The organism is Providencia sp. PROV024 (genome assembly GCF_032709665.1).
GTDB lineage: Bacteria > Pseudomonadota > Gammaproteobacteria > Enterobacterales > Enterobacteriaceae > Providencia > Providencia huashanensis.
Window position 1 is genome coordinate 86,552 of the sequence record NZ_CP120546.1, and the last position, 18,439, is coordinate 104,990.

An 18,439-nucleotide genomic window follows, 5' to 3' on the forward strand; every position below is an offset into this window, starting at 1 on the left:
TTACTTATATCAAATACTGTCTTTTAACGTTCTGGCTTTTTGATGTAGCTCGTTAAATGATTTGTCTTCATTCAAAAGATAGATCACAATATTTCTTAAATATTTCACTTTAACATATTCGGAGTAATCATATAATGACTTAATAAAAACACAATCCTTCATTGTTGTTTTATATTTCAATTCATTTTTTTCTATAACCAAATTAGATCCACAAAAATAATATGATAAAAAACCATGAAACAATAAATTAAAGTTACTGAAAGAATCAGGCTTATTAACGGAGGAAGTAAATTCACGAAATGTATTCTCTTGTCTTTTGATAATCTTTTTGTATTCTTCCTTTTCATTAACTTCGCTCTCTGGCAAAGAAAGCATTAATTTATTAAAATAAGTAGCCCCTGTACAAGTTTCTTTATTTACCATATTCACTAGCTTATCTTTTATTAGTTGAATATCAGGGGCGCAGAATTCAGTTATAGCTTTTTGAAAAGTTTCAGCAATATCCTGGTTCTTATAAACTTTAATTTCATTTCTTAATTCGAATGGATGTGCAAATGAGCCGTCACGCAAATTTTGAAATTCACGTATTGATTTTATGCGTTTTATAAATTCAAAAATCTTCAACTCACTCTCTTCTTTAGAAATTCTTGTTTTCTCGTCTTTGACTACTTTTGTATATTTTATATGTGTTTCTGCTAATTTTTGAAATTGGATAATCAACAAACCAACGAAAGGCTCTAGCTTCATTCTTGAAACACCCTTTGGGTTAGATGATGGGCTTTTAATTCCGCCATCATTGTCAAGTAGCGCTAGGCTAGCATAAATCGAAGATATGTTAATTATGGTGTGATAAATAGAAGTTAAAGATAGGTAATAATTTAATCTGTTTTCATATTTACTAAACTCCATCAATAAGTCATTGCCTTTGTTAGACATCCTTAACAGCTCAGTTATTTGAGAAAACTTAGAGTTTGAATAATTCGCAATCATTAACTCTAATATTTCTTGTTCATCAATATTTTGCATCACTAAAATTCACCTTATTGAATTGACATGCATAATTTCACCTTAATTTGCAACAGCGCCACCATTTTTTTTATGTACTCCTCCTTGACATGCTTAATAAAGATATTTTTATTTATAAATGAACTTGAGAGGCTTTATGCTCAAAGATGCAATCCAATTCTCTTACCATTCGGTAACGTTACATCGATAGAAAGTTCACCGCCTAAAGCTTTAATGTAGCGCTTCAGAGTTGAAAGCTTCGGATCGTTATCAACATTTTCAAGCTTAGCAATAGAAGGTTGCGAAACGCCCAGTGATTGAGCTAGCTCAGTTTGAGAAAGTTTCAGTTCCTCACGAATTTTAGCTAGTGTGATTTCACGCCGGATTTCTTCTGCTCGGTCTTCAATTTTTGCCAGCGTTTCGGGGGATTGTTTTGCAAGTAGTTCATTTAAAGTGGACATGTTATTTCTCCTGCTCTAATAAGTGCGCTGCATATTCCGCATCGGCCATCTTGATTAATTTCTTGTAGAAACGGGTTTCATCTTTTCCTTTCTTATCACCGGCACATAACACAATGCCACGACGAATTGGGTCAAATGCGAAACACGCTCTAATCGGATGACCACCAACCTGAATTCGCAGTTCCTTCATGTTGGGAAACTGTGAGCCCTTCAGGGTGTCAACTTGAGGGCGTCCAAGATTGGGGCCATCCTCACGTAAAATCATTAACACTGCCAACACTTCAATCTGAGTTTCCTCATTTTGCTCTTCGAACCAAGAATCAAAGAGATCTCTCGTTAATATTTCCCACATAAATATATATAACCTCCGAGTTATAATGAATGATATAACCTGGAAGGTATATTGTCAATTTAATTAATGTCCGATATGTTATAATATTTCGGACACTTGAAATTAATAATAAAATAGTGTCTATTAAGTCGATTATTTTAATTAATAGACACTATATGTCCGATAATGAATTAGGAGACACATTTTGCGTCTTTTTGGTTACGCTAGGGTATCCACCAGCCAACAATCGCTTGACATTCAGAAAAAAGCGTTAATTGATGCTGGGGTTGCAAAGCACCGTTTATTTACCGATAAAGAATCGGGAAGCCATATTAATCGCGAAGGATTACAGTTACTCAAAGTTAAAGTTGAGATGGGTGATATTATCCTAGTGAAAAAGTTAGACCGGCTCGGCCGAGACACCGCAGACATGATCCAACTAATAAAAGAATTTGACTCAATGGGTGTCGCTGTTCGATTTTTGGATGATGGCATAAGCACGGAAGGTTCAATGGGAAAGATGGTGGTCACCATTTTATCAGCAGTTGCTGAAGCGGAAAGACAACGAATCCTTGAACGAACAAACGAGGGGCGGCAAGAAGCATTACTCAAAGGTGTTAAATTTGGACGCAAACGGTCGGTTGACCGTGAACGAGTTTTAGAACTGAAGGCAAGCGGGTTAGGCGGTACTGTCATTGCCAAAGAAATGCAGATTGCGCGTTCAACCGTTTACAAAATTATCAATGAGAAAAGGAGTGGGATAACATAGAGAAATAGATAGCTAAATGACACAAAATAATTTTCCCCACATGAAAACATGTTATAAATGTGTAATATATGGGATTTGATTCTTATCCAATGGGTATTCAATTATCACTAATTACTTTGGAGGTTGTTTTATGGCGTTTCCCCCAAGAGCTGTTCGTCTTAATTTGTTTTTCGAAAAACTTCTAGCTCACCCCCCTGTTGCTGATCGTAAAGAGGCGCTCTCTCTGCTGGTTCGTATAATGGCAGAGGTTGAAGATTTTTATGGTCTTCCTAAAAATGATTTCACTACTCGCATGGGGGTTTTTCGTCCACAAGAAAACAATCCAAATGATTGGAAAGATCTTGATTCCGACCCTTGTTATTGGGATGACTCTCTAACAAAAACTCATCGTACTATAGTGTATAACAACGGCAGAATCATTATTAAAAATATAAAGAGTAATCCAGCTGTTGTGGTGCTAGATAAATCCGGGGCATAGAACGCTTTATACTGATGAATCCCCTAATGATTTTGGTAAAAATCATTAAGTTAAGGTGGATACACATCTTGTCATATGATCAAATGGTTTCGCGAAAAATCAATAATCAGACAACAAGATGTGCGAACTCGATATTTTACACGACTCTCTTTACCAATTCTGCCCCGAATTACACTTAAAACGACTCAACAGCTTAACGTTGGCTTGCCACGCATTACTTGACTGTAAAACTCTCACTCTTACCGAACTTGGCCGTAACCTGCCAACCAAAGCGAGAACAAAACATAACATCAAACGAATCGACCGATTGTTAGGTAATCGTCACCTCCACAAAGAGCGACTCGCTGTATACCGTTGGCATGCTAGCTTTATCTGTTCGGGCAATACGATGCCCATTGTACTTGTTGACTGGTCTGATATTCGTGAGCAAAAACGACTTATGGTATTGCGAGCTTCAGTCGCACTACACGGTCGTTCTGTTACTCTTTATGAGAAAGCGTTCCCGCTTTCAGAGCAATGTTCAAAGAAAGCTCATGACCAATTTCTAGCCGACCTTGCGAGCATTCTACCGAGTAACACCACACCGCTCATTGTCAGTGATGCTGGCTTTAAAGTGCCATGGTATAAATCCGTTGAGAAGCTGGGTTGGTACTGGTTAAGTCGAGTAAGAGGAAAAGTACAATATGCAGACCTAGGAGCGGAAAACTGGAAACCTATCAGCAACTTACATGATATGTCATCTAGTCACTCAAAGACTTTAGGCTATAAGAGGCTGACTAAAAGCAATCCAATCTCATGCCAAATTCTATTGTATAAATCTCGCTCTAAAGGCCGAAAAAATCAGCGCTCGACACGGACTCATTGTCACCACCCGTCACCTAAAATCTACTCAGCGTCGGCAAAGGAGCCATGGGTTCTAGCAACTAACTTACCTGTTGAAATTCGAACACCCAAACAACTTGTTAATATCTATTCGAAGCGAATGCAGATTGAAGAAACCTTCCGAGACTTGAAAAGTCCTGCCTACGGACTAGGCCTACGCCATAGCCGAACGAGCAGCTCAGAGCGTTTTGATATCATGCTGCTAATCGCCCTGATGCTTCAACTAACATGTTGGCTTGCGGGCGTTCATGCTCAGAAACAAGGTTGGGACAAGCACTTCCAGGCTAACACAGTCAGAAATCGAAACGTACTCTCAACAGTTCGCTTAGGCATGGAAGTTTTGCGGCATTCTGGCTACACAATAACAAGGGAAGACTTACTCGTGGCTGCAACCCTACTAGCTCAAAATTTATTCACACATGGTTACGCTTTGGGGAAATTATGAGGGGATCTCTCAGCGCTTTATATGAATATTTAGTACAGGCCAATATTTAAAATTGATTTGTGATTTGCCGTAGCATCGAGCACAAGTCAGTGCTAGTACAATTTAGATTCTACAAAGAATCTTTTGAATTGCCCCTTAAGTTTTTAATATCCAAGCTAGCGACGTCGTAAAACGAGACGCAATAAAAGGCGCTCGTTTTGTCCTGCTTTTCTCTTCGTCAACTTCCCAACCGATCGTACCATCCTCTCAATTCCGTACAATATTTCAACTATCCGTAGGAGTTGGTCTGATGGCACGCAGGAAGGTTTTATCGAATATCGTTGACCGCCTGGGTAAACAGTATTTGCCCGAGGTGGATGCAGTCAAAATCGCACTTGAGCTTGAGGCAAAACACTTGTACTTACGTGCTGCTAAGCAGTGGGGCGTTGCGATGCAGGAAAACCCCAGTCATGCCGAGTACATCGCGGCTCAACGTTTTCGCTGCATAGAACTATCCAACGCCTACCATGCCAGGCGGATCGAACTTAGCAACATTCACAACGACATTACGTCAATCCATCAGAAAGTCGAAGCGGCGTATGTACGCCTCTGTGTGAAAAGCAACTCTTGCCTGTAACAGATCTGATTTATTTCGTCACCGGGATCACTGCCCGTAAAATTTTTTTATCGCCCAAGGGCGCAACTAACACAACCAGAGAGGTTCTATGTCCACTTTACTAAAAGACTTCGTACTCATGGCGCTGCCGCACCGTGAATGGTCCTGCGAGGCCATTCATTTTCGCGTCAAGCTGTGCCCTGAGCCGGGGAAGTTGGGAAATAAAAATCACACTTACTTCATCCTGGAAGACCTATATGGATTTGACACCAATGAAACGTCGTTTGTCGTGTTCACAAAAATCCTTTTGCAGCGGTTCCCGCACCTGCCACCCAATCGTGTTCACATCCTTATCCATTGCCGAGACATGTCAAAATCTCTGGGCACCAAGGTGTTGCGGTACGATTTAATGCGCGACGAAGATCGCCAAGTCAAGTTGGATAAAAAGCCGGAAGACGTATCGGAGAAGTCGGGCTACGTCTCGATGTGTACCTTCTAACTTTCAACGTTGTATCGGAGGACCTACCTTGGCCGCACCTTATCATCGTTCTGTAGGCTCACCACTATTGATGGGCGCAAAAACCATTCAATTCGGGTCGCATAAAAAAGTGTTTTTCCCTGATTACGATCAGGCATTGATTGTTGCCACCAGCATGACGGCTGAACACCGGTTCCCGATGTGGATTTACAAGGCGCTGCACAATCACCATGCCGGATATTTAATCGCGGGTCACGGGTCGCATACACTGGAAAAACCAGATTCGGCATTACAGTCGAAGCAAATTGACCAGATGCAGTACCGAGATAAATTACCGACACTTTTGGAAAGCAATGCTGTTCGGCCAAGTGCGGTGTCGCGTATTGCCATCCGAAATAACGAGTTTTTGCAGTGCCATGCACGAGTCTCTGAAGCAGACATTATCACCTGGAGCATGATGCAGGCAGATCCGGCGCTGATTTTCAACGTCAACCCAACGAGCAGTCCCGCTGAGGCAAAAAAAATCAGCAATCGCATTAAAGCAATGCTGCAAAATGCCTTGTACTGTCAAACAGCTGTCCGCTGGCTTAACAATTATAACTTCGTGGTAGCAATGCGTTGGGCGGATGATGACGGGTTGAGCCCAAGGCATAAAGTCGAAAATGGCTGGTGGATCCTGAGTGCGCAAGAGCAGGGCTCGCACGGGGTTTCGCCCAAATGTGAAGATGTACAGAAAAAAGCAAACGACCGTTAACCGAAGAGGACAACATGAAAACTGAACAAATTGACATCAAATTGTACCTACAACGTCAAAGCTCCTGTGGGTTGTTGAAGTTCACACGTCTGATGGACTGCATCCTCACACCACCGCTTATCTCCTTCCTTATCATGGCGTTGCTGTTTTCTATCGCTCACCTGATCATCATGCCGAAAATTGTGGATGAGCTCTTATTCATCCCGTTGTGCTTCTTTACCGGGGGCTGTGTCTGCTTGCTGGCCTTTGTGCATTTGTACTATTCGTGTGTGTTTCCACGCCTGTGCCCGCTGCTGGAAGTAAGTGAAATCGAGGCGCTTTGTTCCAAAACGTTCAGCGTATACCAAGAAATGGGGTGTTCAGAGTCAATACAAAAGTCGGGTATTGATTACCTCGACACTCTGATCAGGGAAGGGATCCCAATGAATTATCGCCACCGGCGAAAAATTAACGCATTGGTCGAGGCGGATGAACGTGATTCCAAGCTGAACGCCTTGAGCCAGACATTCGAATCTGCCATTGAAAAAACAAAACGGTCGTATAGCCGCCCCTAAATATCGTAACGCTCAGACCGTCTAACACGAACGGTTTGAGCGCTCAAAGAGAGCATGATGAATATGGATAAGACAGACATTCAACTGTACCTGCAACGGCAGAGTAATAGCCGTATGCTGAAGGTCACTGTGTTTATTGAAAATATCCTCTTGTCGGCTGTGCTGACGCCAATGTTATTTTTTGTGGTCTTGTATGGCTTTACTTATTTATGTACCCATCTGGTCGGTTTCGGTGACTCAGAATTTCACCGTGTAATGGATCTGGCGGGGTACTACGCGCTGGGTTGTGGTAGCATCCTGGTCTTAACTCGTCTGTTCTTCTATGGGGCTTTGCCTAAGTTCAAGGCTCTGTTAACAGTCAGTGAAATTGAATTGCTTTATACGGTGTCTAAGGATGCCTACGACAAATTGGGCTATGGGCCAGAGGACGAGCGTCCCGCCATTGACTATCTCAATGCAGTTGTCATGTCCGGCGTGCCGATGAGCGCGGTGCATACCCGAGCCGTGGATGCCATGCTTTTCCGGGCAAAAAAAGAAAAAGACAATCACGATGCTCGTCTTAAGATGGAAAAAAATATTAATTCGCTGACTGACAGTATTGCAAAAACGGGTCTGACTCAGGATACACCTTCGTTAGAACACCCAGACCACTAACATTGCGAAAAAGGTGCTAACGTAGTCAGTGTGCTTTTAAAGACTTCGCATTTGACTAACGTCTTAACTCAGCCCCAGGGCAACTGTGTCATGAATATCAGTGAGATTTCGGGTAAAATAGCGCTGTAAACAAAAGAGAAATATAGGCAATACTTGACGTTATGAACCAAACAAAGACGACCTTAAACCAAATGAGCGCGCACCTTGCCTGGTGTGCGCTTACCGCATTGGGTATTGCCAAAAGAGATGGCCGTGCTAACGGAAATATACAAGAGCACCTTTTTCTCTTCGAATGGTTGAAGCAGGCAATGCGTCAAAAGCGTTTTCACAAGGACGTTGCCCCTGACTTGCGCTGGCTTATCAGCCAAGGTGAGAATCACCCCACCAATGCCAAGCTGAAGGAAAAGCTTCAATACTTGTACGACAGCGGGACTGGCAAGCTGACCACTCAAAACGACTTGTATCGGCTGACAACGATCTTGGGTACCCTGTCTCAAATGGGCTGGCCGTACTCACTGTTAACGGAAGTGGAATGGCTGAAGATGGACGCGGCACGATTAAATGCAAATACGGACTACCTACGGATCAGAAAAGCCTCATTAGACTCCGGTTTCAATAACGACGGCACACAAACCGACCCAGTCGAAGTGGTGTTAACAGGGAGGGTGGACAAAGTGGAGTCGCTGCTGGCTTCTTGCTGTTGGGGCCTATCCAATACGGAATTGGCGCAAAAGCCGTTTTATCACCTGCTCGCGTTACCGGATTAGCGCTAAGCGCTGCACCATTTTCACAAAAGAGAGCCTCAATAAAAGGCTCTTTTTTTGTCTTAAAACCCCCTCATTCTGCTGCCCTTTTAATTTCGTCAGTCAGTGCCTCAGGGTTAACCTGTCAGTAATACAAGCACAGGGGGCACTATGTCCAAATTTAGAGGCAGTATTACACCCGGCACCGAGTACAACGAGTCCCTTTCGCATTTCCTTGAACAGGAAGCGAGAGCGGGTCATATCTCGTTAGAGGGCATGCGCCGCGTTACCATGAAGCGTAATTTGGCCGGAACAACTGCACTGATCACGGGAATGACGATGGTGAGCGCTGGGGCCAGTTTTATAGCGATGGGTGGTGTAATGCCATTGTTGACACTGATAGGCGCAGCTTCCGCTGTGATGGTCTCAATGATCGCATTAGCGCGTTATCCTGGTGGACTGTTTTACCAAATCTCCGCGATTGAAACCCCGTTTACGCATGCAGCTTTGCTTCGGTTCGCGGCCAGTGGTGCGCCAGAAGACGTCATTCGTGAACTCATTGTACTGCTGAACAAGCAAGAACACGTCTCTTATGCACAAGTTCATGATGTGACTTGGTTCTGTAGTCGCCAGGCCAGTGGAATTGCAGAAAGCCACCTTTTCCATGACCGTTACACACTGATCCGGAATCGACTGGCTTTGGAAAGCCGGAGGGCAGGCTGATGCGGAGCTTGTTTATTCTTCCGTTTGCTGAGCTTCAACACATTGCGGCATGCGCACTGCGTTACCCGCTCATCTCTCGACGTAGTCTTTTGTGCTGCCTTAGCGTGATGTGCGTTTTCTGCCTTTGCTGGTTCTCTCTGGCCGGGTTTGAGGAAACCTCGTTGACACAGTCAACGCTATTGGGTGTCGGCTATATTTGTGGGGCTACATCCGCTATCGGTTGGGGCTTGAAAACCTCTGAAATGTCACACAATGCTCTGCGTATTGGCTTCGGTGTTTTCGCGATCATTGTTCTCTTGCTGAACATTGCGGATAACGGGTTTATTCGTGCCGTACACCTGCTTGCGGAAGGGCAATTATATTCACAGACCAACCGAGCTTCAGTGATGATGGCGCTGCGGGATATGTTACTGATTAACGCCGCTGCCAGTCTTAGCCCGTATGTCTTTTGGATCGGGTTGATGTGGATTGAGTTTCGCAACTTCCGCCATAATGCAACCTTTCGGACACATGCGCTATTGCGTATGGTCGCCAACTACAAGCTGGTGCTTTATCAGATTTTCATTGTGGCAGGGGCATCGTTGAGCCTGCTCCTATTGACCACCTGGACAGTGTTGCCGTTCATGCTTTCGCCGCTTATGACTGTCTGGGTTGCGCTATTTGTCTTCTTATCCATCTATCGCATTGAAAACGGATCCCCTCCAGAGTTTATCTTGCACGGCATTGCCACTGTAGGGCAGGTGCGCCGATGAAACTACCCTCGTCATTCTGCGCGCGCCTGCGTGTTTTCATTCAACTCGGTAAAGCGATCTGCACGAAAGGAGTGCTGAATATCATGTTTGACTCTCAATCATTTTCACCAATGGCGGATGACGCCAACCACAATCCAATTCCTACTGCGAACGTTTGTTGGCATCCCGTGGGCACCAAGGGGGAAGGGTTACCAAGCACTCCCGGCGTGTATCGCTTCCGTGTCCCGATGGAATCCAAGCCGGAGGAAACAGTTGAATTTCTGGCGCAGTTACGCTGGCGTAAACACGGTGTGCATCACGTCTTGATGCCAACCTTTGAATACGTACTGGACGATGAATTCATCACCTTGCCAGAAGGCACCCACTGGCGTCATCGCATGCCGGGTGATCCGGAAATGTTAGGTGCTACACAATTCCCGATCGCGCCAGAAATGGCAGACGGTGCAGCGGCATGCCCGTTCTGCCACCAACACCCCGTCATTGCCGGTGAAAAAATCAAAGAAGATGACGGCGATCGGTATTACACCCACATCCCCTACAAATTTAACCGATTCTGGTTCACCTGCTGCGAGTGGATAGGCAAAGCCCCGCGCCCAAGCATATCTGCACTGAAGCACGACTGGAGCCAACGTTAAGATGAAATACGCCAACCAGTATCTGGAGAAGAGCGTGCGTCCTCACTGGGCTAACGCCACTTTCACACAAAAAGTCTATCTGACGCTCTTCATGTTGTGGTTCAAAATCATGATGGCGCGAAATGGTGCGAAGCAGCAATATCGAAAACGTGGGTTACTGTCTGTTGCACTCTGGGCCAGTGCCGTCGGGTTTGTTGTGCGGGTCATCACCACTGATGTAGACAGCTGGCATTCACTGGCCGCGTTGTTCCTGTCGTGCATGATGTTATGCCTGATTGCGTTTGCAACACTTTGGACGCTATTCACAGCATTTATTCTACTGTTCAATTACACGTTAAGCTGGTGGGCTGGCTGGGTATATCCCACCAGCCATACCGAAGCTTTCATAACTATAGCGCAGGTGGAAGACGAGAACGCTCGTGCCGCTGCGCAGGCATATATCATGGCGTTTAGCCATCGCACAGTCACCCAGGTCACTATCGCGTTATCAATGATGTTTGCGGCAGATCAGGAGGTCAATGCCCAATGAGTCACTATGCTGACCACATGATTAAACACAACCGACGTTTCGGTACGCATGATGGTGTGGAATGTAGCTTTACCACTTACCTGCCTCACCAGCCTGAGTTCGCTTCGCCTGACAGCAACGATATGACGGAAGCTGAAATTGCCGCGTGCGTTGAAGCCTGGATGAAGTGGCTGCATTGGGAGGTCTATCCCGAAGTACATTTAAAACACCACGGAAAGCGTCCTGATTTTGTTGCCACGAAAGGTCCTTTTGTACAGGTCATTGAGTGCAAAAAAGCGATCGGTTTGCCGGTACTGGAACAAGCTATGGCCTGGTTCTATCCATATCGCAATAACAAGGTAGGCCTTCCCCATCTCATCTATGTGGCCTGTAAGAAGTCGTCTGCCCGCCGAGACTTTCCATTGTTACTCATGCGTCAGTGGGGTATCGGTTTGCTGGAAGTTGAGAAGTCGCCTTCACGAAAACTGCGTTATGACGGAGTCACCGAAAAGATCAGTGAAGCCCATTACTCTCTCAGGGTTCAGCTTGAACCTCGCATGGTTCCTGGCTCTCGTCATCAAGGGAAAATCTTGCGGGCTCAGCTTCACGACGATATGCGGATCGCCGTTGCGGGCACCACAGGCACGGGACAATTTATGACCGACTGGAAACGCACCATGATCCGTATTGAAACGTTGATGGGGGATGGTAAACAAAGGCATGTTGCTGAGATTGTTGACTGGTTAAACGTCAACGGTGGCTATCACTGGGCGAGCCGGAGTAGTGCGGTCAGCGGCATAAACACGTCATTGATGCGCCAAGGCTACGAATGTGAAGCCTATGGTTTTGAAGGTCGCGGCCATCGGTGGAAATTCGTTGAAGGAGTAACCCAAAAGGTCCTGAAAACTTCGTCACCCGAATGACTCGTGATTAACTCTCTACATACGAACTAACACTATCGTTGAGGTATCTCATGACATTTTGGCTGCTCAGTATTATCACACTACTGGTGCAACTCAGTTGGATTGCCATTTCTCCAGACAGCTATCATTCCTGGGCTTATATCCCTTGGATTGCTGCTGATTTGGGCATTGTCGCCTGGTACTTTTTTCGTCCCCATTCTGCGGACGTTTAATGCTGAGCGTCCTGCGTAATTTTTGTATCCTTCATCCGACCACCTGAGAGGTTGCTCATTTGCTAACGTTCATTGCTGCATTGCTGAGCATTACCTGCCTGACATTTTTGGGGCTGTCACTTATGCCTTATTTGTGCAGTCGGGCAGATGGCCTTGTCATGCGCAGGCGTGAAAAAGAGTGGTCATTTCTCTGTGGCTTAATTGCTCTGCTATCCGGCACCGGGGCCTACAAGTTGGCCGCTTACGTTTTTATGATCGGTTAGATGTTTTAAGGGGGTTACAGTGGTTTGGATTTGGGTGGGACTGGGCGCACTTTTTGGCATTATTGAGCTGTTCACATTGACTTTTTTTGGCCTATGGATGGCGCTGGCCGCGATAATTCCAGCAGCTATCACGCTGATTGCTCCTGATGTGAGTTTGCAGTGGCAGATTAGCATTTGGTGCATTGCAACGGTGTGTTGTGCGTTTTTCTGGGTGAAGTTCTCACGCAATAAGCCGAAGCGATACGTGGAAGAACCATTGATCGGCGAGGTCGGTCAATTGGCATTTGCGTTACCGGAAGGTGGGGAAAGTGTGATTTTGCTGACAAAGCCGGTTCAGGGTAACCAGCAATGGCCGTGTAAATCACAAGAGGTGCTGCCACGCGACGCTCGTGTCAGAATTGTGAGTGTTGGTAGTGGTGTTGTTTTAGTCGCCGCAGTGACTGCGGAATAACGTTGATTGGATAGGAAAAAAACATGATTGGACTTATCAGTCTTGCTGTTGTTGTTGTGTTTCTCGGTATCACGCTGTACCAGTGTGTGCGCATCGTGCCTCAGGCGGACCAATGGGTGGTCGAGCGCCTGGGTAAATACCATACGACGTTAAATCCCGGACTGAACATCCTGATCCCGTTTTTGGATAACATCGCCTACCGTATGTCGGCGAAAGATCAGATGATCGAAGTGAAAGGCATTGAAGCCATCACAAAAGATAACGCCATGACGCAGGTTAATGCGATTTGTTTCATTCGCGTCGCAGATCCGAAAAAAGCTGCCTACGGGGTTGATAACTTCAACACCGCCGTGCGTAATCTGGTCATGACCACGATCCGCAACGCCGTTGGTGGGATGGAGCTCGATGAGACGCTGACCAACCGTGACGAACTGGCCGCACGTTTACGTCAGAGTATGGACGTGCAGATGGTTGATTGGGGCCTAAGCCTGCGTACTGTGGATATTCAGGATATTACACCTTCCGACTCAATGCTGAAGTCAATGGAAAAGCAAGCTGCTGCGGTTCGTGAACGCAAAGCGACCGAAGAGCTCGCGGCCGGTAATAAAAATGCTGCCATTATGGAGGCGCAAGGCAAGAAGGAAGCCATGATCCTGGATGCAGAGGCGAAGCAGCAATCGGCTGTTCGCGAAGCTACTGCGCTGGAAACGCTGGCTAATGGGCAATTCAAAGCTTCGTCGAAATTGGCTGAAGCACTCACGATTGAGGGGGGGCGCGAAGCAATGAGTTTCCAGTTAGCGAACAACTATATTGAGACTCTCTCTGTGCTGGCAACCAGCCCTAACGCGAAAGTGGTGGCTATGCCCGCTGATTTGGCGCAAAGCGTTGGTGGTCTCATCAATGCAGGTTCCCTGATGTCTGTCGGTTCTGCTGTGTCCAAATAACCTCAATCGGCCATCACTTTGGTGGCCTTATCAGAAACGAAAGCCCGAGTCTGGTTCTCAAAATCTGTAAAACGAAACACAGACTCTGGCTCTGAAAATGGCGTAACCACATGAATAAATTAATCATTTTACCTCTGGCTTTTTTTCTGGCAGGATGTTCAACCACGTTTGGGTTATCACTTGATGAACGCTACCAATCTGCCTATGAAGAGGTGGTTACGGATCCCAGTTCTGACAACATGACTCGATATATGCAGCTGAGCAAAGAAGTCGCCGAGCGTGACATGCGAAAAGCAACTGCGGCCGCTGAATCTGCAACGCGTGAAAGCGATAAAGGCTTCACTGAATATTTCAAACAATATGGAAGCGAAAGCTTCAAGCGACAAAAAAGATAAGGACTCCCATGACTACACTAACTTCAAATGAATTCAACGCTGGCGCTCTGTGGGCTGCTTATATTTTGATGTCCACGACCCGCGACACCGCCAGTGCGGCTGAAATTTTAAGCCGCATCCCAAACCTTCATTATCTGGCAACACAAACCGCTGAGAAAGAACTCGTGTCGCTACGTGAGTTTGTCCTTAACGAATTGCCTCTGGGAACAGGGCACGGCTTTATCCGCATTGCTTACGGTGCCGAAGGTATCGGTAACGAAATCATTGATCTTCCGGCGAGCGGCGATGTCGATGAGCTGGTTGCAGCGCCTGGCGATACGCTACGATGGGTGGTGTACGGAGTCAGTGCTGACGGCGCTAAGCATGCGCTTATCTCTGCCATCGATATTCCTGATATTGCTCAAAAACATGCTGCGGAATTGGCATCACAACTCCTATAGCAATTGCGCCTCACCAGGGAATGCAATACAGTTAGCCAGCACCACTATTAAATATAAAAAAAGTGTTTTACCTCGTTAGACATAACGATCACCATGCCCGGCTTCCGGGCTTTTTTTATTTTCCTTTCCCTAAGAATGTTTCTGGAAAAGCACCCCATTTTGTCCCCCTTAAAGGTTTGTCATCTGACGCACATCCGTAAAATAAAGATGGTAATTCAGTCAACCATCAATACCAGAAGGATAGTCGTATGGCACAACGTGGTGTTAACAAAGTCATCATTGTCGGGAATCTCGGCCAAGATCCCGAACTCCGTGCAATGCAAAATGGTGGCTCTGTAGCCAATATTTCAATCGCAACATCTGAAACCTGGCGTGACAAGCAGACGGGTGAGCAACGAGAAAAAACAGAGTGGCATCGCGTTGTTTTCTTTGGAAAATTAGCCGATGTTGTTGGTGAGTACCTGCACAAAGGCTCGCAAATATATATCGAAGGACAACTTTCCACGCGTAAGTGGCAAGACCAAAGCGGCACGGATCGCTACACGACTGAGATCGTAGTCAATCCGGCTTCTGGTGGCACTATGCAAATGCTCGGTTCAGCCCCTGCCAGCGGGCAGCAACAGAACCAGCAAAACCCCCGCCAGGCAAATAATCAACCGAATAATGCACCTGGCGGCCAGCAAGGAGGATGGGGTGCTCCGCAACAAAATTCGCAACAGCACAGCCAAGGCGGTTGGGGTGCGCCAAATACCGACGACCCACCATTCTAACATCCACCATCGTTCCGTTATGCAGCCTTCCGGGCTGCATTACTGTTTCTATCTCTCGGAGTCTGACATGAACGAAATACAGGCATCACTGAATGCCATTCTCAACAACGGTAGTATCGGCCAGGCACTCAGTTACGCGGGGATTGCTGTGGCAGGCTTTGCTGTTGCGTCATTGCTGTTTCGTAGTGTGATGATGGTCATGCTGGGGGCGGTTGCTACATTCTATGTATTCTTCCTGAATACCCCTGAAGCGGCACTGGATAAGGCTACCGCAGCATCTTCCCAGCTGGTTACGCAAATGGCGCAGGCCAGTGAATGTGCGGCAGGCAAGATTGAGCATATCCGTAACATTGGTGTTGTGATCCGCAATGGTGACGTTTTAACCATTGCCGGAGATTGTGGATTGTTGCCGAGATAAGGTGTTTCGACAGCGGTTAAACCGGTGGTAGCATTCTTGTGTTACCACTTTTCACTCGCAGATATCACTGATTAAGAAATAAATTCTGCCGTAAATCAGAGAGGCTAAATTGAAAGCGTTCTTCAAAAAATTAATTTCATCGTTGTCTTGGGGAAACAAAAACAATAACACGATGGATGCCAAACAGCACCGCGATACCCTGTACCACATGCGACATGGCCGCGCGCCAGTGCATACGCATCCCGCTGATATGGAAAATCAGCATGATTGACCCAAAAACAACTAAAGCCCTGAATGAACTCGCGATGGGCGCTCAACACCATGAACATACCCTCCTGGCTGAAAATAGCCATTTAATGGAGGTTTTTATCTCGGATCCCCTGGAGAGAGGCTTTACCAAGTTCTTTTGGCGTCCCGAGTTTGGAAGCGACCGAACAAGAAGGGGAACGCTTCTTGGCTTGCGTGAGTGAGGCTTGGGCAACTCGGTATAACGCGAAAGCCCAAGAAACACTGTCAAAAAAAATCGCCGATAACAGTTCGACTGAGAATGACAACCTGTATCTGCTGACAATGTTCTATGCGCTACGCGGCCTGCTGGATAACCTGCTGCCGTTCATTGACTTACACAACTACCAACAATTTGAGCCAGAAGGCGCATTGGCACTTAACGAAATCGTTAATGGATTTGAGGCTGTCACCAATGGTGTTATCACCACTGAAAAGGTGAAGACTGACGTGTTTAGTGCTGGTGTTGAAAATGCCATCATGGCGCTGAATGAGCAAAAGCACATCCTTGCCAATAAAGGGCAAGATACCCGTGGCATTGAGCAATCCATAGGGATTATCAAAGCCTCACTACGTGGAGACAGATCGAATCCAATGCCAGGCCAACGTATCAATTAGCCCCTTGGGCGTAACAAGTGGAGAAATAACGTGAAAAACGGACAGTCTACGCACTCAATGACGACTAAAAAGCTACGCCGGAAGCTGTCCGGATACGGCCTTCGTGGTCAGTTTCTGAAACAACGGGTCCGCGATATCATCGCTGGGCCTCAATCTGGTAGTGGTGGTGATCGTGAATTTGCCTTCGGCTGGTCGCGTGACCAAATGGACAGACACATGCGGCGAGCGCTGATAGGGAAGGGCTACCGCGTGAAGTTTCAAGTCGATAATGCCGAGCGTGTAATTGATAAGCAAGCAGCTTTATTACCAGCTCGTCGTCGCAGTGTTATTTCCATTAGCCGTCGTTATTTAGGTTAGCCTTTGAACCGGCACGCCCTGTGCCGGTCTTCTTTTCCTCATTCGTCCTCGCGCCCTTTGCGGATAGTCTCTGCCAATTCAATGCCAATCTCGCTTAATGTGTACGCGACTTTTAGTGAGCGTGGGTCACGGTACTTGAGCAACAGCCTTCGCTCCACCAACGTTCTACAAGATATGCGCAAATTGGGGCGTTCTACCTCACGGGAACGGCCTTTGTTAAGGATCGAGAAGATGGCTGTGAAAGGAATTGGATTGCTGTTACGCGCCCTAATTTTAAGCAATACGTACATTACGTCTTGTTGTAACGATGAGTTCCGGTGTTGCGTGGTGTTTTCCATGTTTACGCCTAATCATATACGATATGAATAAGCTATCTTTAGCCTGGCTCCATGTCATCGTTTTTAGTCCTCGTTTTGTTGGCCTTTTCGGGCGAGTGGAAATCATGTCCGTAGTAGGATCGAGCTACCCGTCTGGGTGAACATTAACAAGGTGAAAAAACATGTTTAAACGTATCCGTGGCGTACCATTTCTGGCCGGAGCCATTGCCGCATTGTGTATGACCAGTGCCTTTGCTGAAATTCCTACCAATGCGAGTGGGCGACCTGTTGCCGGAAAATCAATGGCAGAATTCCAATCCTACAAAGCCAGCTGCCCTGAGTGCTTACAGGTTGCTCAGGACATTATTAAAATGCGCACCCAGCATTGTCAGCAAGCTGGTGATGTGGATCAGACTATCTTGCAGGACCCGATTTATCCCTACCTCAACGGCATCCGCGTCATGCTTGCCAATCGTGGGGGGTACAACAGCCCCATGTACACATCCGCACGCCAGGTATTCGAAGCCAACGTTAACTGTGAAAACAGCAGCGACTGGGTTGAACGCAGTCAGAAAGTTATCGAAAACACCTTTAGTGGCCCCAAGTAACCCAGCCAGATCATCAACCCGCTAAACCAGCGGGTTTTCTACGCAAAAATTTCGTGAGCCATATCACCCACGTTATGCTATCTCAAATTATCCAGAAGGACACACCATGAAAGACCCATGCTTATTGAACCTGCGGCAGTTGTTCATACAGGATCTGCAATCGCGCTTAAACATCAACCACGCCACGGCCGCTGAGCTAGTAGCCGCAGGCTTTGTCGATGATGATGATGACTCTGAACGTATCGACCTCAACGTGGAATGGAATGCCTGGGTCCGCTGCCACCATGCTCGCCTGAAACAACCGGCATCGCAATTGCTGACACCCGAAACGCATTCCGCTATCGCTACGATGCGTGCGTTGGCTGACGAATTTCGCGAGCACTTCGAAGAGCATGGCGAACATCACCATGCCGTCATCGCCCTGTATGACCGGGCAGACAGTGATTTTGGCTATGAGAATGTCACGCACCTAATTGCGGCGCTGGATCGTCTGGTGGAGCACATCAACCAACCCGTCGATTTATCTTCTGACAGGGTCTATACCGCACAGGTCGCGGGGGCAGTTGCCGCCTATCGTCAAACCGTTATCGCCGCATTAGATGCGGTGGGTAAACCTTGGTCAGCATAATGCTCGCGTAGGTGAGTGAACTTTTTTCAACATCAGCAACCGG

General features: G+C 46.5%; 28 protein-coding genes. 25 read left to right on the forward strand and 3 right to left on the reverse strand.

Translation table 11 applies throughout. From position 1 onward, the window contains the following. Positions 1-9: 9 nt before the first annotated feature. From P3L56_RS21460 to P3L56_RS21470, 3 genes are all read right to left on the reverse strand, one after another. A complete protein-coding gene (locus P3L56_RS21460) occupies positions 10-1,026 on the reverse strand; it encodes a hypothetical protein (protein ID WP_042847391.1) in 1,017 nt (338 codons plus the stop codon). A 140-nt stretch (positions 1,027-1,166) separates the two neighbouring features. Then, a complete protein-coding gene (locus tag P3L56_RS21465; RefSeq protein ID WP_042847390.1) occupies positions 1,167-1,466 on the reverse strand; it encodes a helix-turn-helix domain-containing protein in 300 nt (99 codons plus the stop codon). Between the two features lies 1 nt (position 1,467). Then, positions 1,468-1,818 (reverse strand): type II toxin-antitoxin system RelE/ParE family toxin, encoded by a 351-nt coding sequence (locus P3L56_RS21470; protein WP_042847389.1) that lies wholly within the window; start codon positions 1,816-1,818, stop codon positions 1,468-1,470. A gap of 184 nt (positions 1,819-2,002) precedes the next feature. On the opposite strand from P3L56_RS21470, the gene P3L56_RS21475 reads away from it, so the two are divergent. The 25 genes from P3L56_RS21475 (at position 2,003) to P3L56_RS21595 (ending at position 18,396) form a co-directional block, all read left to right on the forward strand. Continuing rightward, positions 2,003-2,566, forward strand: coding sequence for a recombinase family protein (locus P3L56_RS21475; protein ID WP_042847388.1), 564 nt, complete (start codon positions 2,003-2,005; stop codon positions 2,564-2,566). Positions 2,567-2,696: 130 nt separating this feature from the next. Further along, positions 2,697-3,044, forward strand: coding sequence for a hypothetical protein (locus tag P3L56_RS21480; protein ID WP_042847387.1), 348 nt, complete (start codon positions 2,697-2,699; stop codon positions 3,042-3,044). Between the two features lie 118 nt (positions 3,045-3,162). Beyond that, a complete protein-coding gene (locus tag P3L56_RS21485; protein ID WP_001339197.1) occupies positions 3,163-4,371 on the forward strand; it encodes an IS4-like element ISVsa5 family transposase in 1,209 nt (402 codons plus the stop codon). Between the two features lie 289 nt (positions 4,372-4,660). Further along, a complete protein-coding gene (locus tag P3L56_RS21490) occupies positions 4,661-4,987 on the forward strand; it encodes a PerC family transcriptional regulator (RefSeq protein ID WP_042847386.1) in 327 nt (108 codons plus the stop codon). An 88-nt stretch (positions 4,988-5,075) separates the two neighbouring features. Continuing rightward, positions 5,076-5,465, forward strand: a complete 390-nt coding sequence (locus tag P3L56_RS21495) for a hypothetical protein (protein WP_042847385.1) — start codon at positions 5,076-5,078, stop codon at positions 5,463-5,465. 28 nt (positions 5,466-5,493) lie between these two features. After that, complete coding sequence (locus P3L56_RS21500; protein WP_042847384.1) at positions 5,494-6,198, forward strand: hypothetical protein; 705 nt, start codon at positions 5,494-5,496, stop codon at positions 6,196-6,198. 14 nt (positions 6,199-6,212) lie between these two features. Continuing rightward, positions 6,213-6,752 carry a hypothetical protein gene (locus P3L56_RS21505; protein ID WP_042847383.1) on the forward strand — a complete coding sequence of 180 codons (540 nt, stop codon included), beginning with the start codon at positions 6,213-6,215 and terminating at the stop codon, positions 6,750-6,752. Between the two features lie 63 nt (positions 6,753-6,815). Continuing rightward, positions 6,816-7,406, forward strand: coding sequence for a hypothetical protein (locus P3L56_RS21510; protein ID WP_166268309.1), 591 nt, complete (start codon positions 6,816-6,818; stop codon positions 7,404-7,406). 161 nt (positions 7,407-7,567) lie between these two features. Continuing rightward, positions 7,568-8,173, forward strand: a complete 606-nt coding sequence (locus P3L56_RS21515) for a DUF2913 family protein (protein WP_042847377.1) — start codon at positions 7,568-7,570, stop codon at positions 8,171-8,173. Between the two features lie 147 nt (positions 8,174-8,320). Then, complete coding sequence (locus P3L56_RS21520; RefSeq protein ID WP_162762212.1) at positions 8,321-8,872, forward strand: hypothetical protein; 552 nt, start codon at positions 8,321-8,323, stop codon at positions 8,870-8,872. A gap of 161 nt (positions 8,873-9,033) precedes the next feature. After that, on the forward strand, positions 9,034-9,624 hold the full coding sequence (locus tag P3L56_RS21525; protein ID WP_042847373.1) for a hypothetical protein: 591 nt from the start codon (positions 9,034-9,036) through the stop codon (positions 9,622-9,624). Continuing rightward, positions 9,621-10,259, forward strand: coding sequence for a hypothetical protein (locus P3L56_RS21530; RefSeq protein WP_113767330.1), 639 nt, complete (start codon positions 9,621-9,623; stop codon positions 10,257-10,259). The genes P3L56_RS21525 and P3L56_RS21530 overlap by 4 nt, the downstream gene beginning before the upstream one ends. A gap of 1 nt (position 10,260) precedes the next feature. Further along, positions 10,261-10,788, forward strand: coding sequence for a hypothetical protein (locus tag P3L56_RS21535; protein WP_042847371.1), 528 nt, complete (start codon positions 10,261-10,263; stop codon positions 10,786-10,788). Beyond that, a complete protein-coding gene (locus P3L56_RS21540) occupies positions 10,785-11,690 on the forward strand; it encodes a hypothetical protein (protein WP_042847368.1) in 906 nt (301 codons plus the stop codon). The genes P3L56_RS21535 and P3L56_RS21540 overlap by 4 nt, the downstream gene beginning before the upstream one ends. Before the next feature lie 50 nt (positions 11,691-11,740). After that, the gene (locus P3L56_RS21545; protein WP_162762211.1) at positions 11,741-11,902 is read left to right on the forward strand and encodes a hypothetical protein; all 162 of its coding nucleotides are present in this window, start codon (positions 11,741-11,743) and stop codon (positions 11,900-11,902) included. A gap of 282 nt (positions 11,903-12,184) precedes the next feature. Continuing rightward, entirely contained in the window at positions 12,185-12,616 is a 432-nt protein-coding gene (locus P3L56_RS21550) for an NfeD family protein (protein ID WP_042847366.1), read from the forward strand. 23 nt (positions 12,617-12,639) lie between these two features. Continuing rightward, positions 12,640-13,560, forward strand: a complete 921-nt coding sequence (locus tag P3L56_RS21555) for an SPFH domain-containing protein (RefSeq protein ID WP_042847363.1) — start codon at positions 12,640-12,642, stop codon at positions 13,558-13,560. 110 nt (positions 13,561-13,670) lie between these two features. After that, entirely contained in the window at positions 13,671-13,955 is a 285-nt protein-coding gene (locus tag P3L56_RS21560) for a hypothetical protein (RefSeq protein WP_042847360.1), read from the forward strand. 8 nt (positions 13,956-13,963) lie between these two features. Beyond that, entirely contained in the window at positions 13,964-14,395 is a 432-nt protein-coding gene (locus P3L56_RS21565) for a hypothetical protein (RefSeq protein ID WP_042847357.1), read from the forward strand. A gap of 248 nt (positions 14,396-14,643) precedes the next feature. After that, positions 14,644-15,165, forward strand: a complete 522-nt coding sequence (gene ssb / locus P3L56_RS21570) for a single-stranded DNA-binding protein (protein ID WP_052219401.1) — start codon at positions 14,644-14,646, stop codon at positions 15,163-15,165. A 67-nt stretch (positions 15,166-15,232) separates the two neighbouring features. Beyond that, positions 15,233-15,583 carry a hypothetical protein gene (locus P3L56_RS21575; protein ID WP_042847355.1) on the forward strand — a complete coding sequence of 117 codons (351 nt, stop codon included), beginning with the start codon at positions 15,233-15,235 and terminating at the stop codon, positions 15,581-15,583. Between the two features lie 420 nt (positions 15,584-16,003). After that, a complete protein-coding gene (locus P3L56_RS21580) occupies positions 16,004-16,486 on the forward strand; it encodes a hypothetical protein (RefSeq protein ID WP_162762209.1) in 483 nt (160 codons plus the stop codon). 30 nt (positions 16,487-16,516) lie between these two features. Continuing rightward, positions 16,517-16,843, forward strand: coding sequence for a hypothetical protein (locus P3L56_RS21585; protein ID WP_162762208.1), 327 nt, complete (start codon positions 16,517-16,519; stop codon positions 16,841-16,843). Between the two features lie 499 nt (positions 16,844-17,342). Then, on the forward strand, positions 17,343-17,768 hold the full coding sequence (locus P3L56_RS21590) for a hypothetical protein (protein WP_042847343.1): 426 nt from the start codon (positions 17,343-17,345) through the stop codon (positions 17,766-17,768). Positions 17,769-17,874: 106 nt separating this feature from the next. Next, a complete protein-coding gene (locus tag P3L56_RS21595; RefSeq protein WP_042847341.1) occupies positions 17,875-18,396 on the forward strand; it encodes a hypothetical protein in 522 nt (173 codons plus the stop codon). The last annotated feature ends 43 nt before the right edge of the window (positions 18,397-18,439 follow it).

What these genes read in the sequence shown, in the direction of transcription:
- P3L56_RS21460 (WP_042847391.1), bottom strand. Translation starts at nt 1,026, where the DNA reads ATGCAAAATATTGATGAACAAGAAATATTAGAGTTAATGATTGCGAAT.
- P3L56_RS21465 (WP_042847390.1), bottom strand. Translation starts at nt 1,466, where the DNA reads ATGTCCACTTTAAATGAACTACTTGCAAAACAATCCCCCGAAACGCTG.
- P3L56_RS21470 (WP_042847389.1), bottom strand. Translation starts at nt 1,818, where the DNA reads ATGTGGGAAATATTAACGAGAGATCTCTTTGATTCTTGGTTCGAAGAG.
- P3L56_RS21480 (WP_042847387.1), top strand. Translation starts at nt 2,697, where the DNA reads ATGGCGTTTCCCCCAAGAGCTGTTCGTCTTAATTTGTTTTTCGAAAAA.
- P3L56_RS21485 (WP_001339197.1), top strand. Translation starts at nt 3,163, where the DNA reads ATGTGCGAACTCGATATTTTACACGACTCTCTTTACCAATTCTGCCCC.
- P3L56_RS21490 (WP_042847386.1), top strand. Translation starts at nt 4,661, where the DNA reads ATGGCACGCAGGAAGGTTTTATCGAATATCGTTGACCGCCTGGGTAAA.
- P3L56_RS21495 (WP_042847385.1), top strand. Translation starts at nt 5,076, where the DNA reads ATGTCCACTTTACTAAAAGACTTCGTACTCATGGCGCTGCCGCACCGT.
- P3L56_RS21505 (WP_042847383.1), top strand. Translation starts at nt 6,213, where the DNA reads ATGAAAACTGAACAAATTGACATCAAATTGTACCTACAACGTCAAAGC.
- P3L56_RS21510 (WP_166268309.1), top strand. Translation starts at nt 6,816, where the DNA reads ATGGATAAGACAGACATTCAACTGTACCTGCAACGGCAGAGTAATAGC.
- P3L56_RS21515 (WP_042847377.1), top strand. Translation starts at nt 7,568, where the DNA reads ATGAACCAAACAAAGACGACCTTAAACCAAATGAGCGCGCACCTTGCC.
- P3L56_RS21520 (WP_162762212.1), top strand. Translation starts at nt 8,321, where the DNA reads ATGTCCAAATTTAGAGGCAGTATTACACCCGGCACCGAGTACAACGAG.
- P3L56_RS21530 (WP_113767330.1), top strand. Translation starts at nt 9,621, where the DNA reads ATGAAACTACCCTCGTCATTCTGCGCGCGCCTGCGTGTTTTCATTCAA.
- P3L56_RS21535 (WP_042847371.1), top strand. Translation starts at nt 10,261, where the DNA reads ATGAAATACGCCAACCAGTATCTGGAGAAGAGCGTGCGTCCTCACTGG.
- P3L56_RS21540 (WP_042847368.1), top strand. Translation starts at nt 10,785, where the DNA reads ATGAGTCACTATGCTGACCACATGATTAAACACAACCGACGTTTCGGT.
- P3L56_RS21545 (WP_162762211.1), top strand. Translation starts at nt 11,741, where the DNA reads ATGACATTTTGGCTGCTCAGTATTATCACACTACTGGTGCAACTCAGT.
- P3L56_RS21555 (WP_042847363.1), top strand. Translation starts at nt 12,640, where the DNA reads ATGATTGGACTTATCAGTCTTGCTGTTGTTGTTGTGTTTCTCGGTATC.
- P3L56_RS21560 (WP_042847360.1), top strand. Translation starts at nt 13,671, where the DNA reads ATGAATAAATTAATCATTTTACCTCTGGCTTTTTTTCTGGCAGGATGT.
- P3L56_RS21565 (WP_042847357.1), top strand. Translation starts at nt 13,964, where the DNA reads ATGACTACACTAACTTCAAATGAATTCAACGCTGGCGCTCTGTGGGCT.
- ssb (WP_052219401.1), top strand. Translation starts at nt 14,644, where the DNA reads ATGGCACAACGTGGTGTTAACAAAGTCATCATTGTCGGGAATCTCGGC.
- P3L56_RS21575 (WP_042847355.1), top strand. Translation starts at nt 15,233, where the DNA reads ATGAACGAAATACAGGCATCACTGAATGCCATTCTCAACAACGGTAGT.
- P3L56_RS21590 (WP_042847343.1), top strand. Translation starts at nt 17,343, where the DNA reads ATGTTTAAACGTATCCGTGGCGTACCATTTCTGGCCGGAGCCATTGCC.
- P3L56_RS21595 (WP_042847341.1), top strand. Translation starts at nt 17,875, where the DNA reads ATGAAAGACCCATGCTTATTGAACCTGCGGCAGTTGTTCATACAGGAT.